Below are 15,647 nucleotides of genomic sequence, written 5' to 3'. Positions count from 1 at the left end.
TGATTGGACGAGACGTATCGTCTCGCCTAGCCTCCATCACATGACCCGTCGCGCCCACATCGCCATGTTCTCCATCGCCGCCCACGGCCATGTGAACCCCAGCCTGGAGGTGATCCGTGAACTCGTCGCCCGTGGTCACCGGGTGACCTACGCCATCCCGCCGCTGTTCGCGGAGAAGGTCGCCGAGACCGGTGCCGAGCCGAAACCCTGGAACTCCACGCTGCCGGAGCCGGGCGCCGACCCCGGGGCCTGGGGGACCGAACTCCTCGACCACGTCGAGCTGTTCCTGGCCGACGCGATCCAGGCGTTGCCGCAGCTGGCCGAGGCGTACGAAGGCGACGTACCGGATCTCGTGCTGCACGACATCACGGCCTACCCCGCCCGCGTCCTCGCCCACCGCTGGGGCGTGCCCGCGATCTCGCTCTCGCCGAACCTCGTGGCCTGGGAGGGCTACGAGGAGGAGGTCGCCGAGCCGATGTGGGCGGAGCCGAAGAACACCGCGCGCGGGCAGGCGTACTACGCCCGGTTCCAGGCCTGGTTGGAGGAGAACGGGATCACCCTGCACCCCGACGCCTTCGTCGGCCGCCCCGACCGCTCGCTCGTGCTGATCCCCAGGGTGCTGCAGCCCCATGCCGACCGGGTCGACGAGTCGACGTACACCTTCGTCGGCGCCTGCCAGGGCGATCGGTCGGTGCAGGGCGAGTGTCGGCGGCCGGACGGCGTCGAGAAGGTGGTGCTGGTGTCGCTGGGCTCGGCCTTCACCGACCGGCCCGGCTTCTACCGGGAGTGCGTGCGTGCCTTCGGCGGGCTCCCGGGCTGGCACCTCGTCCTGCAGATCGGTGGGCAGGTGGATCCGGCCCGGCTCGGGGACGTGCCGTCGAATGTCGAAGTGCGTTCCTGGGTACCGCAGTTGGCGATCCTGCGGCAGGCCGATCTGTTCGTCACGCATGCCGGGGCGGGCGGCAGCCAGGAGGGGCTGGCGACCGGCACGCCGATGATCGCCGTACCGCAGGCCGTGGACCAGTTCGGCAACGCGGACATGCTGGAGTCGCTCGGAGTGGCGCGCCGGCTCGCCACCGAGGAGGCCACCGCCGAGGCCCTGCGCTCGACGGCTCTCGCGCTCGTCGACGATCCCGAAGTGGTCCGACGGCTCAAGGAGATTCAGGCGGGGATGGCACAGGAGGGCGGGACGCGAAGGGCAGTTGAGCTCATCGAGGCCGAACTGCCCCGTCGCCGGGCATGAGAGAGGGCCCGTTGGTTCCCCGGTGACCAACGGGCCCTCAGCACAAGGGGGTTGTCAGACCCTCAGGCGCTCGTCCTCGTACGGCTGCTCGTGCGTGATGAGCTCCGGCGACTCGTCATGCGTGAGGTCGGGCAGCCGGTTCAGCCACTTCGGCAGGTACCAGTTGCGCTCGCCGAGCAGCGCCATGACCGCCGGGAGCAGCACGCCCCGGATGATCGTCGCGTCGATGAGCACGGCGGCCGCAAGGCCCACGCCCATCTGCTTCATGGACTGCATGGACAGCGTCCCGAAGATCGCGAACACCGCGACCATGATGACCGCCGCGCTGGTGACGACACCGGCCGTGGTGACCACGCCGTGCTGGATCGCGTCCCGCGTGGAACGGCCGCGCAGCCGCGCCTCGCGGATCCGCGAGACCACGAACACGTGGTAGTCCATCGACAGGCCGAACAGGATCACGAACAGGAACAGCGGCAGCCAGGTGATGATCGCGCCGACGCCCTCCGCGCCCACCAGGGACGCTCCCCAGCCGTGCTGGAAGACGGCGACGAGGATGCCGTAAGCAGCGCCCACCGACAGCAGGTTGAGCAGGATCGACGTGATCGCCACCGTCAGCGAACGGAACGAGAGGAGCATCAGCGCGAAGGCGAAGACCACGACGAACGCGAAGACCGGGACGACCGCGCCGCCGAGCTGGTCGTTGAAGTCGTGCGAGCCGGCGACCTGCCCGGTGATCGGCGCCTGAACGCCGTCCACCTTGCCGAGAGTCGCGGGCCGCACCTCGTCGCGCAGCTTCTCCAGGCTGGCGCCCGCCTTGTCCAGGTCGGAGCCGCCGACCAGCGGGACGTACACGTACGCGATGTTCTGCGCGTCGTGCAGCTTGATCTCGACCGGGCCGCGCGAGGCACCCGAACTGATCGCCCTGGCCTTGAAGTCGGCGAGCGCGGACTTCACCTCGGGGGCGTTGATGTCCTTCGCCTTGACGACCACCTCGGCCGGCTCGGAGCCGCCGGGGAAGGCGTCGTTGACGCGGTTGTACGTCTGCACGATCGGCAGCGAGTCGCCGAACTCCTGGTCCAGCGTGAGGTTCTGCGTCTTCATGCCGAGCGCGGGCGCCGCGACGGCGAGCAGCGCACCGGCCGCGACGAGGACGGAGACGAGGGGCCTCGCGAGCACCCCGCGCAGCACGGCGGTCCAGAAGCGGCTCTCCCCGCCCGTGCGGGCGGCCCGGCGCTCCATCGCCTTGCGCAGGAAGGGGATCCGGCCCTTCTCGACCCGCTCGCCCAACAGCGAGAGCAGCGCGGGCAGGACCGTCACCGAGCCGACCATGGCGACCGCCACGACCATCAGGGAGGCCAGGCCCATCGCCTCGAACTCGGCGAGACCGGTGAACAGCATGCCCGCCATCGCCACGCACACCGTGACACCGGAGACGATGATCGCGCGGCCACTGGTCGCGGCCGCGACCCGCAGAGCCGTCTGTGCGTCCCGGCCCGCGGCGCGCTCCTCGCGCTCACGGCGCAGGTAGAACAGGCAGTAGTCGACACCGACGGCCAGACCGACCAGCAGCATCACGGAGTTGGCGGTGTCGCTCATCGGCATGATGTGGCTGACGACACCCATCAGGCCCATCGTCGCCATGATCGCGGTGATCGCCAGAGCCACCGGCAGCAGCGCCGCGACCAGCGCGCCGAAGGCGATCAGCAGAATGCCGAGGGCCACCGGCACCGCGGACAGCTCCGCCTTCTGGAAGTCGTCGCCGAACGCGTCGTCGAACGTCTTCATCATGCTGGCGCCGCCGATCTCCTCGACCCGCAGCGTCTCGTGGTCCTTCTGCACACCGGCGACGGCCTTCAGCACGGGCTCCACGCGGTCGCCCGCGGTGTCCGAGTCGCCGCGCATGTCGAACTGCACCAGCGCGCTGCGCCCGTCCTTCGAGATCGTCGGGGAGGCCGCGTCGTACGGCGACTTCACGTCCGTGACCTTGCCGGTGGCGTCGACGGCCTTCACGACCGAGGCCACCGCGGCCTTGAACTCGGCGTCCGTGGCCTTGAGCCGACCGTCCTTCGCCTGGACCAGGACCGTCTCGCTGGCGGGCTCCTCGATCCCGGCGTCCTCGATGATCTTGGCGGCGGTGTGCGTCTCGCCCTTCAGCTGGTCGCTTTCCTTGACGTCGACCCGGCCCGCGGCCGAGCCGGCGCCCATGGCCAGGACGACGAACAGTACCCAGATGCCGACGGCAGCCCATCGGTGCCGGGCGCTCCAGCCGCCGGCCCGCGCGGCTATGCCCCGCACCCGCGAATCTCCGTTCCCCATGACGGGCTTGCCCCCTCGTGAGCGGTGGCAGCCCCCTGCCGCCACCTTTCGCTTCGAAGGTATGGGCGCGATAAGGCCGTCTCGTCGTGCTCCCCGGTGAAGTGGCACGGGCCGAACTCATCCCCTCGGACCCGGGCGTCTCACCGCTGGGGAGGACCAAGGCCCCTTACATCTATTTGCGTCCGTCCGGGCTACTCGGAAGTAATGATCAGGGTGTCCGGTCCTTCCGTATCGCTCCGGCTTTGGTGTTACGAAACCTTGTTGAACAAGTCACAGCTGCGTGCAGGTGTTGATCCGGGCGGGCCCATCGGCCAGAGTTTCGCGCAGCCCGCCCACGCGGACCCGGCCGTCGTGCCCACCCCCACGGGGCACGACGGCCGTCTTAGGGTGTGCGCCATGACGACGACGTATGCGGCGCTGCTGCGCGGGATCAACGTGGGCGGCAAGAAGAAGCTCCCGATGGCCGACCTGCGGCAGCTGATGGAGGGCCTCGGACACGAGGGCGTGCGCAGCTATCTGCAGAGCGGCCAGGCCGTGTTCGCCAGCGATCACGGTGACGAGGAGTCGTTGGCCGCCGAGCTCGCTCAGGCGATCCAGAAGCACTTCGGGTTCTCGGTCGACGTCATCGTGCGCGACCACGCCTACCTCGCGGCGGTCGTCGAGGCGTGCCCCTTCCCGGCGGCCGAGCTGGAGGCCAAGCAGCTGCACGTCATCTACTTCTCCGCGCCGGTCGACGCGGCCCGTTTCGCCGAGATCGACCAAGGGGCCTACCTGCCCGAGGAGTTCCGGCTCGGCGACCGCGCCCTGTACCTGTACGCGCCGGACGGCCTCGGCCGCTCCCAGCTCGCCGTCCACCTCGCCAAACCCCGTATCAACAAAGGGCTGATCGCCACGAGCCGCAACTGGAACACCGTCGTGAAGCTGGTGGAGCTCACGGCGGCGTGACCCGCCGGGGGTGTGCGAGGCTCGTCCCATGCGCTACATCATCATCGGAGCGGGAGCCGTCGGCGGTGCCGTCGGCGGGCGTCTCGCGGGAGCCGGGCACGAGGTCGTTCTGGTCGCGCGGGGAGCGCAGCTCGCGGCGCTGCGGGAGGGCGGGCTGCGGCTGAAGGTGCCGGACGGGGATCACGAGTACCGGCTGCCGGCCGTCGAAGGGCCCGGCGAGCTGGGGGAGTTGAGAGGGGACGACGTGCTCGTCCTCGCCGTCAAGACACAGGACACCGTCGCCGCCCTGCAGACCTGGGGCCCGGCGCCCGTGGCCGGCGGCGGCAGCGCGGCCGAACGGCTGCCCCTGTTCTGCGCACAGAACGGCGTCGAGGGCCAGCGCCTGGCCCTGCGCGTCTTCCGGCACGTGTACGGCGTCTGCGTCTGGCTGCCCGCCACCTACCTCGAACCCGGCCACGTCTCCGCCGGCGGCGCCCCGCTCACCGGCATGCTCCACCTCGGCCGCTATCCGCACGGCACCGACGAGACCGCCCGCAGGGTCGCCGCCGACCTGGAGAAGACCGGGTTCCTCGAGGCGCCGGTCGTGCCGGACGTGACCCGCTGGCAGTACGCCAAGCTGCTCACCAACCTCAGCAACACCCTCCAGGCGCTGTGCGGCGAGGACGGCGGCCAGGACAGCCGGGCCTCGCTGCGCGCACGCGTGCGGGCCGAGGGGGAGGCCGTGCTGGCCGCCGCCGGGATCCCGTACGCGAGCGTCGCCGAGCAGCAGGCCCAGCGCGGCCACAAGGTCGACTTGGTGCCCCTCGCCGGCGCCCCGCGCGCCGGCGGCTCCACCTGGCAGTCCCTGAGCCGGGGCACCGGCAGCGTCGAGTCCGACCACCTCAACGGCGAGATCGTCCTCCTCGGCCGCCTGCACGGCGTACCGACCCCGATCAACGAGCTCCTCCAGCGGCTCGCGGGCACCTTCGCGCGCGAGCGCCGCGAGGCCGGATCGATGCCGATCGAGGAGCTGGTGCGGCTGGCCGACGAGGCTGTCGCGTTTGTTCCAGAGTCCTGAGCGCGTCCTTCCTAGCGTGGGGCGCATGACGTACGACGACCCGAAGCACCTGCACGCGTACATGACCGAATGCGCCGCCGAGGCGGCCCGGGTGGCACGCGGTGTCCCCGCGGACCGGCTCGGCGAGCCCACCCACTGCCCCGACTGGGACGTCCGTGCCCTGGTCAACCACTGGGTCCTCTACACCTCCCACGGCCTGGAGCACCGCGCCCTGCGCAAACAGCTCCCCGAGGAGCTGACCGCCCGCGACTTCACCGCCGACCCCGGCTGGCCCGACGCCTACGCCGCCCAGCTCGACCGCGCCGTCGCGGCCTGGGCCGACCCGGCGGTGTGGGAGGGCGAGGTCGACCTCGGCATGGCGAAGATGCCGGCCGTCCAGATCGCCTCCATGGTCATCAAGGAGATGGCCGTCCACGGCTGGGACGTCGCCACCGCCACCGGCCAGGAGTTCCGCGTCTCGGACGACGCGGCCCGCTTCGTCCTCGCCGTGGTCGAGGAACACGGCGACCTCTACCGCCAGTACGACGGCTTCGCCGACGCGGTACCGGTGGAGCAGGACGCGCCCGTCTTCGACCGCGCCCTCGCCGCCAGCGGACGGGACCCGAAATTGGGCCAGTGAAACAACTGTCGATTGGGCCGGGATACTGTCCCATCCGGTGACTAGCGTCGAGGGCATGACGGACACCGCACCCACCCGGGTCGACTTCTGGTTCGACCCCGCCTGCCCCTTCGCCTGGATCACCTCCCGATGGATGCTGGAGGTCGAGCGCGAACGCCCGCTCGACCTCCGCTTCCACGCGATGAGCCTGTACCTGCACAACACGGGCAACGAACTCCCCGACTGGTACCGAGAGTTGGTCGACAAGTCGATCGGCCCGGTACGGGTCGCGGTGGCCGCCGCCGAGCGGCACGGGGAGAAGGTGCTGCGCGAGCTGTACACCGCTTTCGGCACGCGGATCCACGAGCGCCGGGCCGAGGACTTCGACGCCGTGATCGCCGAGTCCCTGGAGGAGCTAGGACTGCCCGCCGACCTCGCCGGCGCCGCGCACGACCCGGGCCACGACGAGGCCGTACGCCGCAGCCACCAGGCCGGGGCCGAGCCCGACTCCGGCGGCTATGTGGGTACGCCCACCATCCATGTCGACGGAACGGTGTGGTTCGGGCCCGTGTTCCGGGCGATCCCCCGAGGTGCCCGCGCGGCCGAACTCTTCGACAGCTTCCGGGTGCTGGCGAAGGACCCCGACTTCTTCGAGCTCAAGCGCACCCGCACCGGATCACTCCGCTTCGACTGATCCGATGAATCTGGTAAAGCGGTAGGTGAAGGGTGGCCATTTCTGTCCCGTTCATTGACTGAGGCACCCAAGTGCTCCTACCTTTCCCGGCGTTGGGTACAGGCTGATCCCACGGGAGGGGTACATGCCCACGCACCGAAGAGGCGCCCTCGTCACCCTCGTCACCGCTGTGCTGGCCCTCGGCGTCCCGGGCCTCGCGGCCCCCGCCCAGGCAGCGAGCTCCGACCTCTACGTCTCACCCGCCGGCGACGACCACGCCGACGGCAGCGCACGACATCCCGTCCGCACCCTGCAACGCGCCCGCGACCTGGTCCGCGCCCGCGCCGCCGACCTGACGTCCGACCTCACCGTCCACCTCGCCTCCGGCACCTACCGCCAGTCGGGCCCGCTCACGCTGGACGCCCGCGACTCCGGCACGAACGGCCACCGGGTGATCTGGCAGGGCACCGGCACCACCACCGTCAGCGGCGGCCGCCAGGTCGTCGGCTGGCACCAGGTGCCGGGCCGCAAGGGACTGTGGTCCGCGCCGGCGCCCCAAGGGCTCACCGACACACGGCAGTTGTACGTCGACGGAGTGCGCGCCCAGCGAGCGCGCGGGGCCGTGCCGGTGGCCCTGACCCAGACGGCCACCGGTTACACCGCCTCCTCGGACACCATCGCCCACTGGAAGCACCCCTCCGACGCCGAGTTCGTCTACACCAGCGGCGAGGCCCTGTGGAACATCGAGCGCAACGGGCTCGGCCAGTGGACCGAGCCGCGCTGTCGCATCGCCTCCGCCGAGGGCACCACGATCACCATGGTCCAGCCCTGCTGGGACAACTCCAACAAGCGGGTCGAGTTCCCCGACATCCCCGGCCGCACGGTCAGCATGGTCGGCCCGGGACATCTCACGAACAGCGGGAGGGCGACGTACATCGAGAACGCTTACGAACTCCTCGACCAGCCCGGTGAGTGGTACCTCGACAGCCACGCGCACAAGGTCTACTACCTGCCCCGCAAGGGCGAGGACCTCGCCCGCGCCGATGTCGAGGCCGCGGCGGCCGAGAAGCTCGTCGAAGGGCGGGGCACGGCGGACGCGCCCGTGCACGACATCGCCTTCCGCGGCATCCGGTTCAGCTACGCGACCTGGCTGACGCCCTCCCGGCCCGAGGGCTTCTCCGAGATCCAGGCCGGCTACACCATCACCGGCGACAAGGGCTGGGCCACCCAGGGCCTGTGCCAGTACGTCGAGGGCGGCACCTGCCCCTTCGCGTCCTGGACGAAGATGCCTGGCAACCTGTCCTTCGCGTACGGGCAGCGCATCGAATTCACCGACGACGTCTTCGCCCATCTCGGCGCCTCCGGACTGGAGTTGGGCGCCGGAAGCAAGGACTCGTCCGTGCGCGGCAGCATCTTCACCGACATCTCCGGCAACGGTCTGGAGATTGGAGGAGTGGACGGACAGACGCCGGCCTCCGGCGTCCAGGTGACGAACAACCACCTCTACGGCCTGCCCCGCGAGTACCACGGCGGTGTCGCCGTCCTCAACGGCTACACCCAGCACAACACCATCGCCCACAACCAGATCGACCACGTCGGCTACTCCGCGATCTCCATGGGCTGGGGCGGCTGGCCCGACAAGATCGGCGACGCGGCCACCCCGAACCCGAGCCACGACAACGCCGTACGCGACAACCTGATCTTCGACTACATGCAGATGCTCGACGACGGCGGCGGCATCTACACCCAGGGGTTGACCGGCACATCCCTGGCCGACGGCGAGAAAGTCACCGGAAACGTCATCCACGACCAGTGGGGCCTCGGCAAGAACGTCTACACCGACAACGGCTGCACCTACGAGACGGTCGACGGAAACGTCCTCTACAACGCTTCCTACGCCAACGTCGCCTCCCGCCACACCGACTACCGCGACGACCTCGGCAACAACGACCCGACGCTCGTCAAGGACAACTGGTGGGAGGAGGGCACGGCCGACGGCGACAACAAGGGGCTGGTGACCACCGGCAACAAGATCATGACCGCGCTGTCCGACGTACCGCCAGAGGTCGTCGCCAATGCGGGACTTGAGCCTGCCTACAAGGGGCTCCTGGATCGCGGTCTCGGAGCGGCGGCCGCCCCCGAGGCGCCCTCCCGCGTCGGCACCAGCACGGCCGGCGCGGACGCCCTGTACGTCACCTTCAACCCCACCTTCGCGGACGGCGGTTCACCGGTGACCTCGTACACGGCACGGGCGTACGACGCGACGGGCCGACAGGTCGGCCAACAGGGCGTGCCGGCGGCCGAGTTCGAGCGGATAGCACTGGTCAGGATCGGCGGACTGCCCACGACCGGCGGGCCGTTCACCGTGACGGTCACCGCGAGCAACGCGCACGGCAGCAGCGCCGAGTCCCTGGCCTCCCTCCCGCTGACGCCCGCCGCGGCGAGCGTCCTGCCGGGCGCGCCCACAAGTCCCAAGCTGCGTACGGCGGTCACGGCGGCCACCCTCGCCTGGACCCCGCCCACCGCGACCGGCGACGCGAAGGTCGTCGGCTACCGGGTGACCGTCTCCGACGGCCGCGACCCGATCGACGTCACCGGCCGGGACGCCCTGGTCACCCAGCCCTCCGCCAAGGGCATGTTCCGGGTGCTCGGCGGCCTGAAGCCGGGCACGTCCTACACGGTGACGGTCGCCGCGGTGACGGCGGCAGGCACCGGACCGGCGGCGACGGTCACGGCGAAGACCCCGGCCGCCTGAGCCGGACGTCGATCAGTAGGCTCAGGAGCCATGACTGAGGAGGACTGGTCCAGGACCCGCCTCTGGGTGGAGAAGACCCTGCACCCCGGCGACCGCATCCGCGACGTCACCGCCCTGCGCGGCGGCTGGACCTCGCGGATGCGGCGGCTGGACATCGAGGGCGCCTCGGGACAGCCGTACACCCTGGTGCTGCGCTCCTTCGTCCGGCCCTTCTATCTGAGGGCCGCGGCCGGGCTGCTCGGCCGTGAGGCGGACATCCTGCGGCTGCTCGCGGACACGGACGTGCCGGCCGCCCGGCTGCACGCCGTGGACGCGACCGGGGAGCACTGCGACCATCCCTCGCTGGTGATGTCGCTGCTGCCGGGCGCCGTGCGGGTGGACGAGAGGAACGTCGAGCGCAGAAGTGTGCTGCTGGCCCGGCAGTTGGCCGCGATTCACGGGCTGCGGGTGGCGGAGGCGGACCGGCCGCGCACGTACCAGGCATGGACCGATGCCGAGCGGGTGCGGGTACCGGAGGGCACCGCGCGGCCGGAGCTGTGGCGGCGGGCCGTGGACGTGATCCGGCAGCCTCCGCCGCCGTACCGGCCTTGTTTCCTGCACCGTGACTTCCATCCGGGAAACGTTCTCTTCACGGGTGAGGGAGCGGATCTGGCCGTCACGGGCGTGGTCGACTGGGTGGAGACCTCCTGGGGACCGGCCGACCTGGACGTCTCCCACTGCTCGACCGCGCTCACCCTGCTGTACGGCGTGCCCGCGGGCCTGCGCTTCGCCGACCACTACCGCGCGGCCGGCGGCACCCTCGACGAGGACCCGAAGGCCCACCTGTACTGGCGCATGCTCGACGCCCTGGCCTACGCGCCGGACGCGGAGAAGGTCGCCGTGCCGTGGCGGGAGTTGGGGCGGACCGATCTGACGCCGGAGCTGCTCACCCGGCGCCTGGAGGACTACCTGACGGCCCTGCTCGACTGACTAGGCGCTGACCGCGGCCAGTTCGGGCGTGCGGGCCGCGTCGTACCGCTCCAGCAGCACCCGCGCCACCTCCGGCGCCGGGCCGAGTACGTCGGCGAGCACGTCCGCCTCCGCCGCGCCCCGCGCGATGCGGTCCGGGAGGAAGCCGGGGGCCAGGACGTACGGGGCCACCGCGACCTTCGCGCAGCCCAGGGCGCGCAGTTTGCGTACCGCGTCCTCGGTGCGGGGGAGGGATGCGGAGGCGAACGCAGGTCGCACGGCGCACCAACCGGTGTGCCGCCACTCCCGCGCGATTTCTGCGATCACTGCGATCGCCTCCGGGTCGGTGGACCCCGCCGAGGCCAGCACGACCCCGGTCGAGGACTTGTCGGCGGGCGTCAACCCGGCCTCGTACAGACGGCGTTCGAGCGCGGACAGCAGGAGCGGCGACGGGCCGAGCACCTCCGCCTGGCGGATGCGCAGCTGGGGCGGGGCGTCGCGCAGGACCGCCGGGATGTCCGCCTTCGCGTGGAACGCGCGGGTCAACAGGAGGGGCAGGGCCACGACTTCACGTACGCCCTCCGCCGCCAGGGACTCCAACACCCCTTGCACGGACGGGATGTTGAAGTCCAGGAAGCCGGTCTCCACCCGTACGTCCGGGCGCAGCGAGCGCACCCGGCGGACGAGGGCGTGCACCGTCGCGGCGTGCCGCGGGTCGCGGCTGCCGTGGGCGATGACCAGGAGTACCGGCTTCGAATGGCGCATGGGCTCAGCTCTTCACCAGCAGGCCGCGGCTGCGCAGCACCCAGCGCTCCAGCGGGCTGAAGATGAGGAGGTCGATGGCGATGCCGACGAACAGGATCAGGAGGATGGCGAGGAAGACCGTCGCCATGCTGCTGTTGGTGCGGCCCACCTCCAGCAGTTGGCCCAGGCCCATGCCCATGTCGGGGGACTGGGCGATGATCTCGGCGGCCATCAGCGAGCGCCAGGAGAACGCCCAGCCCTGCTTGAGGCCGGCCACGTAACCGGGTAGCGCCGCCGGCATCACGATGTGCCAGGTGCCGCGCAGTCCCGTCGCGCCGAGCGTGCGGCCCGCGCGCAGGAACAGCGGGGGCACCTGGTCGACGCCCGACACCAGACCGTTGGCGATCGAGGGGACCGCGCCGAGCAGGATGACGGTGAACATCACCGAGTTGTTCAGACCCAGCCAGATCACCGCCGGGGCGACCCACGCGACCGAGGGCAGCGACTGCAGACCGGAGAGGATCGGGCCGAACGCCGCGCGCACGAACTTCACCCGCGCCACCAGCAGGCCCAGCGGCGTACCGATGGCCAGCGCGAGCAGGAAGCCCAGCAGACCCCGGGAGACGCTGCCCCAGATGTAGTCGAGCAGGGTTCCCTTGAGCCACTGGTCCTCGACCTCGCCCCACACGTCCCCGGGGGAGGGCAGCTTCGACGGGTCGTCGACGACCGGGTAGAGCAGGCTCCAGGCCACCAGCACGACGGCGATGGCGATGATGGGCGGCAGGATCTTGTTCTTGAAGGTCTGGCTGAAGGGCGTACGGCCGGTGGCCGTGGTCTCCAGCGCGTCGAGGCCGGCCTCGACGGATCCGGCGTCCTGGGCCGGCGTGGTCTCAGTGCTGGCCATGACGGCGGATCTCCCCACGCAGTACATCGGTGATCTCGAGGGACAGTTCGGCGACGGGCGCGTCCTCGATGCGCCGCGGCTGCGGGATCCCCACCGTCCACTCGCGTGCGATCCGGCCCGGGCGGGACGACAGCAGGATGACGCGCTGGGCGAGCCGCACCGCCTCGCGCACGTTGTGCGTGACGAAGAGGACGGAGACGCCGGTCTCGGCCCAGATCCGGGTCAGCTCGTCGTGCAGCACGTCCCGCGTGATGGCGTCGAGGGCCGCGAACGGCTCGTCCATCAGTAGCAGGTTGCTCTCCTGGGCGAGCGCCCGCGCCAGCGCCACACGCTGGCGCATACCGCCCGACAGTTCGTGGACGCGCTTGCCGTACGCGCCCTTCAGGCGGACGAGTTCGAGCAGATGCTCGGCCTTGTCGCGCCGTTCGTTCTTCACGACTCCCCTCAGCTTGAGGGCGAGTTCGATGTTCTTGCCCGCGGTCAGCCACGGGAAGAGAGCGTGCTCCTGGAACATCAGGGCCGGGCGGCCGTCCGTCGCGATCGATCCGACGGTCGGCTTGTCCAGGCCCGCCACCAGGTTCAGCAGCGTGGACTTGCCGCACCCCGAGGCCCCCAGGAGGGTGACGAACTCGCCGGGCGCGACATCGAGGCTGATGTCGTCCAGGACGAGCTGCTGCCCGCCCGGTCCTGCGAAGGACTTCGAGACGTGCTCAAGGCGAGCGGCGTACTCCACCGACTCCTCGGCCTTGGCGAGCGTCGTGGTCGTGGCCATGGTCGTCACCTCCTGGGAACTCATCGGGACTTGTCAGCTGCTGCCGAGACCGGCGTCGTCGACCGTGCTCTCGCCCTCGGCCTTGAGGACCTTGTTGAGGAGCGTGAGGTCGTAGATGCCCTTCAGGTCGGGCTTCTCCAGCAGACCGGCCTTGACCGCGTGCTCCGCCTCGGTGTTGAGGGTGGAGGCCAGCGGGTCGTCGGTGAACTGGATCGACTTCCAGGCCGGGTCGAGGACGTTCGCCGGGAGCGCCTTGCCCGAGTCCGCCTCGAGCTGCTTGTTCGCCACCGCCTTCGCCTTGTCGGGGTTGGCGTTGATCCACTTGTTGGCCTCGACGGAGGCCTTCAGCACGGCCTCGACCGCCTTCGGGTGCTCCTTGAGGAAGGCCGCCCGCACGATGATGTTCGTGATCACGAACTTCTTGTCCGGCCACAGCGTCGCCTCGTCGAGCAGCACCTTGCCGCCCTCGGCGACCAGCTTGGACGCGGTCGGCTCCGGCACCCAGGCGCCGTCGATGGCACCGGACTTGTAGGCGTCCGGGGTGATCTTGTTGTCGGTGCGGACCACCGACACATCGCCCTTGCCGGTGTTCGCGTCGACCTTCCAGCCCTGGTCGGCGATCCAGTTGAGGAACGCAACGTCCTGCGTGTTGCCGAGCTGCGGGGTCGCGATCTTCTTGCCCTTGACGTCCTTGAGGGACTTGATCTTCTTGGGGTTGACCACGAGCTTCACGCCGCCCGAGGCCGAGCCGCTGATGATCTTCAGGCCCTTGCCGTTGGACTTGACGTAACCGTTGATCGCAGGGGAGGGGCCGATCCAGCCGATGTCGATGGAGCCCGAGTTGAGGGCCTCGATCTCCGAGGGACCGGCGTTGAAGATCTGGTAGTCCGCCTTGGTGGCGCCCAGCTGCTTCTGGAACAGGCCCTGCTGACGGGCGACGAGCGCCGTGCCGTGGGTCAGGTTGCCGAAGTAGCCGATCTTGACGGAGTCGAGTCCGTCGATCTTCGACGACCCGGCGGCGACCTTCTCCTTGGCGTTGTCCGTCGTGGACTTGGACCCGTAACCGCAGGCGGCGAGGGTGAGCAGAGGGAGCGCGGCTATGACCGCGAAGATACGGCGACGAGCGGATGTAGCAGGCACGGGAGGTGTTCCTCTCGGAGGCCCGGCGGTCACGGTCTCTCAGGTCGTGGCCGGGAGGTCGGCAGGTCTGCGTCTACGGCGGTGGGGGGTGAGGGCGCGCAAGCGGTGCGCGTACGTCAGCGCACACATCGCGCCACTCCGCCCTGCCCGCTGCCGAGGTCGCCGCTGCCGACGCGGCCGCCCTCCTTGGCGAACGTGGAGTAGTAGTCGAGGGAGTTCACGTCAGAAGTCCCACCCGTCGTCCTCGGCCTCGTCCTTGACGGGCTCGGGGGACGCGAACGACTCGCCGACCATGCCCGCGGTGAGCGTGGTGCCGTCGCTGGGGTCGATCAGGATGAACGAGCCCGTGCGACGCGAGTCGGCGTAGGAGTCCACCGGCAGCGGCTCCGCGGTGCGGATCTTCACGCGGCCGATGTCGTTGGCGACGAGCTGTCCCGGGTGCGGGTGCAGGGACAGGTCGTCGAGCGTGAGCCGGGACGGGATGTCCTTGACGATCGCCTTGACCGTGCGGGTGCCGTGCTTGAGCAGCACCCGGTGGCCGACGGTCAGCGCGGCGTCGGCGACATGGCAGACCGTCGCCTCGATGTCCTGCGTGGTCGGCGGGGCGTCCTTGCTGGGCACGATCAGGTCGCCGCGCGAGATGTCGATGTCGTCCTCCAGGAGGATCGTCACCGACTGGGTGGTCCAGGCGGCCTCGACCGGCTCGCCGAGCAGGTCGATGCCGGAGATCTTCGTCGCCCGGCCGGACGGCAGAACGGTGACCGCCTCGCCGACGTGGAAGGAACCCGCGGCGATCTGACCGGCGTAACCCCGGTAGTCGGGGTGCTCGGCGGTCTGCGGGCGGATCACGTACTGCACGGGCAGGCGCGCGTGGCAGTGGCTCAGGTCGTGGGTGACCGGGACCGTCTCCAGGTGCTCCAGGAAGGTCGGACCGCCGTACCAGTCCATGTTCGCGGACGGGTCCACGACGTTGTCGCCGGCCAGAGCCGAGATCGGGATCGCGGTGATCTCCGGGACGCCCAGCTCCAGCGCGTACGCCGTGAACTCCTCGGCGATCGCGGCGAAGACGGACTCCTGGTAGTCGACGAGGTCCATCTTGTTGACGGCGAGGACCACGTGCGGGACGCGCAGGAGAGCGGCGATGGCGGCGTGGCGGCGGGTCTGCTCGACGACGCCGTTGCGGGCGTCGACCAGGATCACCGTCAGCTCGGCCGTGGAGGCACCCGTCACCATGTTGCGGGTGTACTGCACATGGCCGGGGGTGTCGGCGAGGATGAACCGGCGCTTGGCGGTGGCGAAGTAGCGGTAGGCCACGTCGATGGTGATGCCCTGCTCGCGTTCGGCGCGCAGGCCGTCCGTCAGCAGCGCCAGGTCGGGTGCCTCCTGGCCGCGGTTGCGGGAGGCGTGCTCGACGGCCTCCAGCTGGTCGGCGAGGACCGACTTGGAGTCGTGGAGCAGGCGGCCGACGAGGGTGGACTTGCCGTCGTCGACGGAACCGGCGGTGGCGAACCGCAGCAGGGTCGTCTCGGTGAGTTCCGTGGTCGTGCTCATG

The 15,647-nt window shown here is 70.3% G+C and carries 13 protein-coding genes; 7 read left to right on the top strand and 6 right to left on the bottom strand.

Annotation, left to right across the window (positions count from 1 at the left end; genetic code table 11):
* The first annotated feature begins 40 nt into the window (after nucleotides 1–40).
* Nucleotides 41–1,243, top strand: coding sequence for a macrolide-inactivating glycosyltransferase (gene mgt / locus MQP27_RS10695; RefSeq protein ID WP_242764284.1), 1,203 nt, complete (start codon nucleotides 41–43; stop codon nucleotides 1,241–1,243).
* A gap of 54 nt (nucleotides 1,244–1,297) precedes the next feature.
* Here mgt and MQP27_RS10690 read toward each other — a convergent pair whose 3' ends face one another.
* Nucleotides 1,298–3,559, bottom strand: a complete 2,262-nt coding sequence (locus tag MQP27_RS10690; protein ID WP_242764282.1) for an MMPL family transporter — start codon at nucleotides 3,557–3,559, stop codon at nucleotides 1,298–1,300.
* A 396-nt stretch (nucleotides 3,560–3,955) separates the two neighbouring features.
* Here MQP27_RS10690 and MQP27_RS10685 point away from each other — a divergent pair, with 396 nt between their 5' ends.
* The 6 genes from MQP27_RS10685 (at nucleotide 3,956) to MQP27_RS10660 (ending at nucleotide 10,556) form a co-directional block, all read left to right on the top strand.
* On the top strand, nucleotides 3,956–4,504 hold the full coding sequence (locus tag MQP27_RS10685) for a DUF1697 domain-containing protein (protein ID WP_242764280.1): 549 nt from the start codon (nucleotides 3,956–3,958) through the stop codon (nucleotides 4,502–4,504).
* A gap of 28 nt (nucleotides 4,505–4,532) precedes the next feature.
* The gene (locus MQP27_RS10680; protein ID WP_242764278.1) at nucleotides 4,533–5,561 is read left to right on the top strand and encodes a ketopantoate reductase family protein; all 1,029 of its coding nucleotides are present in this window, start codon (nucleotides 4,533–4,535) and stop codon (nucleotides 5,559–5,561) included.
* Between the two features lie 25 nt (nucleotides 5,562–5,586).
* Nucleotides 5,587–6,180: a TIGR03086 family metal-binding protein gene (locus MQP27_RS10675; RefSeq protein ID WP_242764276.1), complete on the top strand. Its 594-nt coding sequence runs from the start codon at nucleotides 5,587–5,589 to the stop codon at nucleotides 6,178–6,180.
* Between the two features lie 55 nt (nucleotides 6,181–6,235).
* On the top strand, nucleotides 6,236–6,853 hold the full coding sequence (locus MQP27_RS10670; RefSeq protein ID WP_242764274.1) for a mycothiol-dependent nitroreductase Rv2466c family protein: 618 nt from the start codon (nucleotides 6,236–6,238) through the stop codon (nucleotides 6,851–6,853).
* 124 nt (nucleotides 6,854–6,977) lie between these two features.
* Nucleotides 6,978–9,587, top strand: coding sequence for a fibronectin type III domain-containing protein (locus MQP27_RS10665; RefSeq protein ID WP_242764272.1), 2,610 nt, complete (start codon nucleotides 6,978–6,980; stop codon nucleotides 9,585–9,587).
* 30 nt (nucleotides 9,588–9,617) lie between these two features.
* The gene (locus MQP27_RS10660; RefSeq protein ID WP_242764270.1) at nucleotides 9,618–10,556 is read left to right on the top strand and encodes a phosphotransferase family protein; all 939 of its coding nucleotides are present in this window, start codon (nucleotides 9,618–9,620) and stop codon (nucleotides 10,554–10,556) included.
* Here MQP27_RS10660 and MQP27_RS10655 read toward each other — a convergent pair whose 3' ends face one another.
* The 5 genes from MQP27_RS10655 to MQP27_RS10630 all read right to left on the bottom strand — a co-directional run bounded on the left by MQP27_RS10655 (nucleotide 10,557) and on the right by MQP27_RS10630 (nucleotide 15,646).
* A complete protein-coding gene (locus MQP27_RS10655) occupies nucleotides 10,557–11,300 on the bottom strand; it encodes a sirohydrochlorin chelatase (protein ID WP_242764268.1) in 744 nt (247 codons plus the stop codon).
* Nucleotides 11,301–11,304: 4 nt separating this feature from the next.
* Nucleotides 11,305–12,183: an ABC transporter permease gene (locus tag MQP27_RS10650; RefSeq protein ID WP_242764266.1), complete on the bottom strand. Its 879-nt coding sequence runs from the start codon at nucleotides 12,181–12,183 to the stop codon at nucleotides 11,305–11,307.
* Nucleotides 12,170–12,955: an ABC transporter ATP-binding protein gene (locus MQP27_RS10645; protein WP_242764264.1), complete on the bottom strand. Its 786-nt coding sequence runs from the start codon at nucleotides 12,953–12,955 to the stop codon at nucleotides 12,170–12,172. Before MQP27_RS10645 ends, MQP27_RS10650 begins: the two co-directional genes overlap by 14 nt.
* 33 nt (nucleotides 12,956–12,988) lie before the next feature.
* On the bottom strand, nucleotides 12,989–14,095 hold the full coding sequence (locus tag MQP27_RS10640) for an aliphatic sulfonate ABC transporter substrate-binding protein (protein ID WP_242764262.1): 1,107 nt from the start codon (nucleotides 14,093–14,095) through the stop codon (nucleotides 12,989–12,991).
* 222 nt (nucleotides 14,096–14,317) lie between these two features.
* Nucleotides 14,318–15,646 (bottom strand): sulfate adenylyltransferase subunit 1, encoded by a 1,329-nt coding sequence (locus MQP27_RS10630; RefSeq protein ID WP_242764257.1) that lies wholly within the window; start codon nucleotides 15,644–15,646, stop codon nucleotides 14,318–14,320.
* Between the last annotated feature and the right edge of the window lies 1 nt (nucleotide 15,647).

Source organism: Streptomyces cylindrosporus, from assembly GCF_022698165.1.
Lineage (GTDB): Bacteria > Actinomycetota > Actinomycetes > Streptomycetales > Streptomycetaceae > Streptomyces > Streptomyces cylindrosporus.
The sequence above is the reverse complement of the archived record's forward strand: the minus strand, read 5'-3'. Positions and strand labels throughout refer to the sequence as shown.

What these genes read in the sequence shown, in the direction of transcription:
- MQP27_RS10675 (WP_242764276.1), top strand. Translation starts at nt 5,587, where the DNA reads ATGACGTACGACGACCCGAAGCACCTGCACGCGTACATGACCGAATGC.
- MQP27_RS10690 (WP_242764282.1), bottom strand. Translation starts at nt 3,559, where the DNA reads ATGGGGAACGGAGATTCGCGGGTGCGGGGCATAGCCGCGCGGGCCGGC.
- MQP27_RS10670 (WP_242764274.1), top strand. Translation starts at nt 6,236, where the DNA reads ATGACGGACACCGCACCCACCCGGGTCGACTTCTGGTTCGACCCCGCC.
- MQP27_RS10680 (WP_242764278.1), top strand. Translation starts at nt 4,533, where the DNA reads ATGCGCTACATCATCATCGGAGCGGGAGCCGTCGGCGGTGCCGTCGGC.
- MQP27_RS10650 (WP_242764266.1), bottom strand. Translation starts at nt 12,183, where the DNA reads ATGGCCAGCACTGAGACCACGCCGGCCCAGGACGCCGGATCCGTCGAG.
- MQP27_RS10685 (WP_242764280.1), top strand. Translation starts at nt 3,956, where the DNA reads ATGACGACGACGTATGCGGCGCTGCTGCGCGGGATCAACGTGGGCGGC.
- MQP27_RS10665 (WP_242764272.1), top strand. Translation starts at nt 6,978, where the DNA reads ATGCCCACGCACCGAAGAGGCGCCCTCGTCACCCTCGTCACCGCTGTG.
- MQP27_RS10645 (WP_242764264.1), bottom strand. Translation starts at nt 12,955, where the DNA reads ATGGCCACGACCACGACGCTCGCCAAGGCCGAGGAGTCGGTGGAGTAC.
- MQP27_RS10630 (WP_242764257.1), bottom strand. Translation starts at nt 15,646, where the DNA reads ATGAGCACGACCACGGAACTCACCGAGACGACCCTGCTGCGGTTCGCC.
- MQP27_RS10660 (WP_242764270.1), top strand. Translation starts at nt 9,618, where the DNA reads ATGACTGAGGAGGACTGGTCCAGGACCCGCCTCTGGGTGGAGAAGACC.
- MQP27_RS10655 (WP_242764268.1), bottom strand. Translation starts at nt 11,300, where the DNA reads ATGCGCCATTCGAAGCCGGTACTCCTGGTCATCGCCCACGGCAGCCGC.
- mgt (WP_242764284.1), top strand. Translation starts at nt 41, where the DNA reads ATGACCCGTCGCGCCCACATCGCCATGTTCTCCATCGCCGCCCACGGC.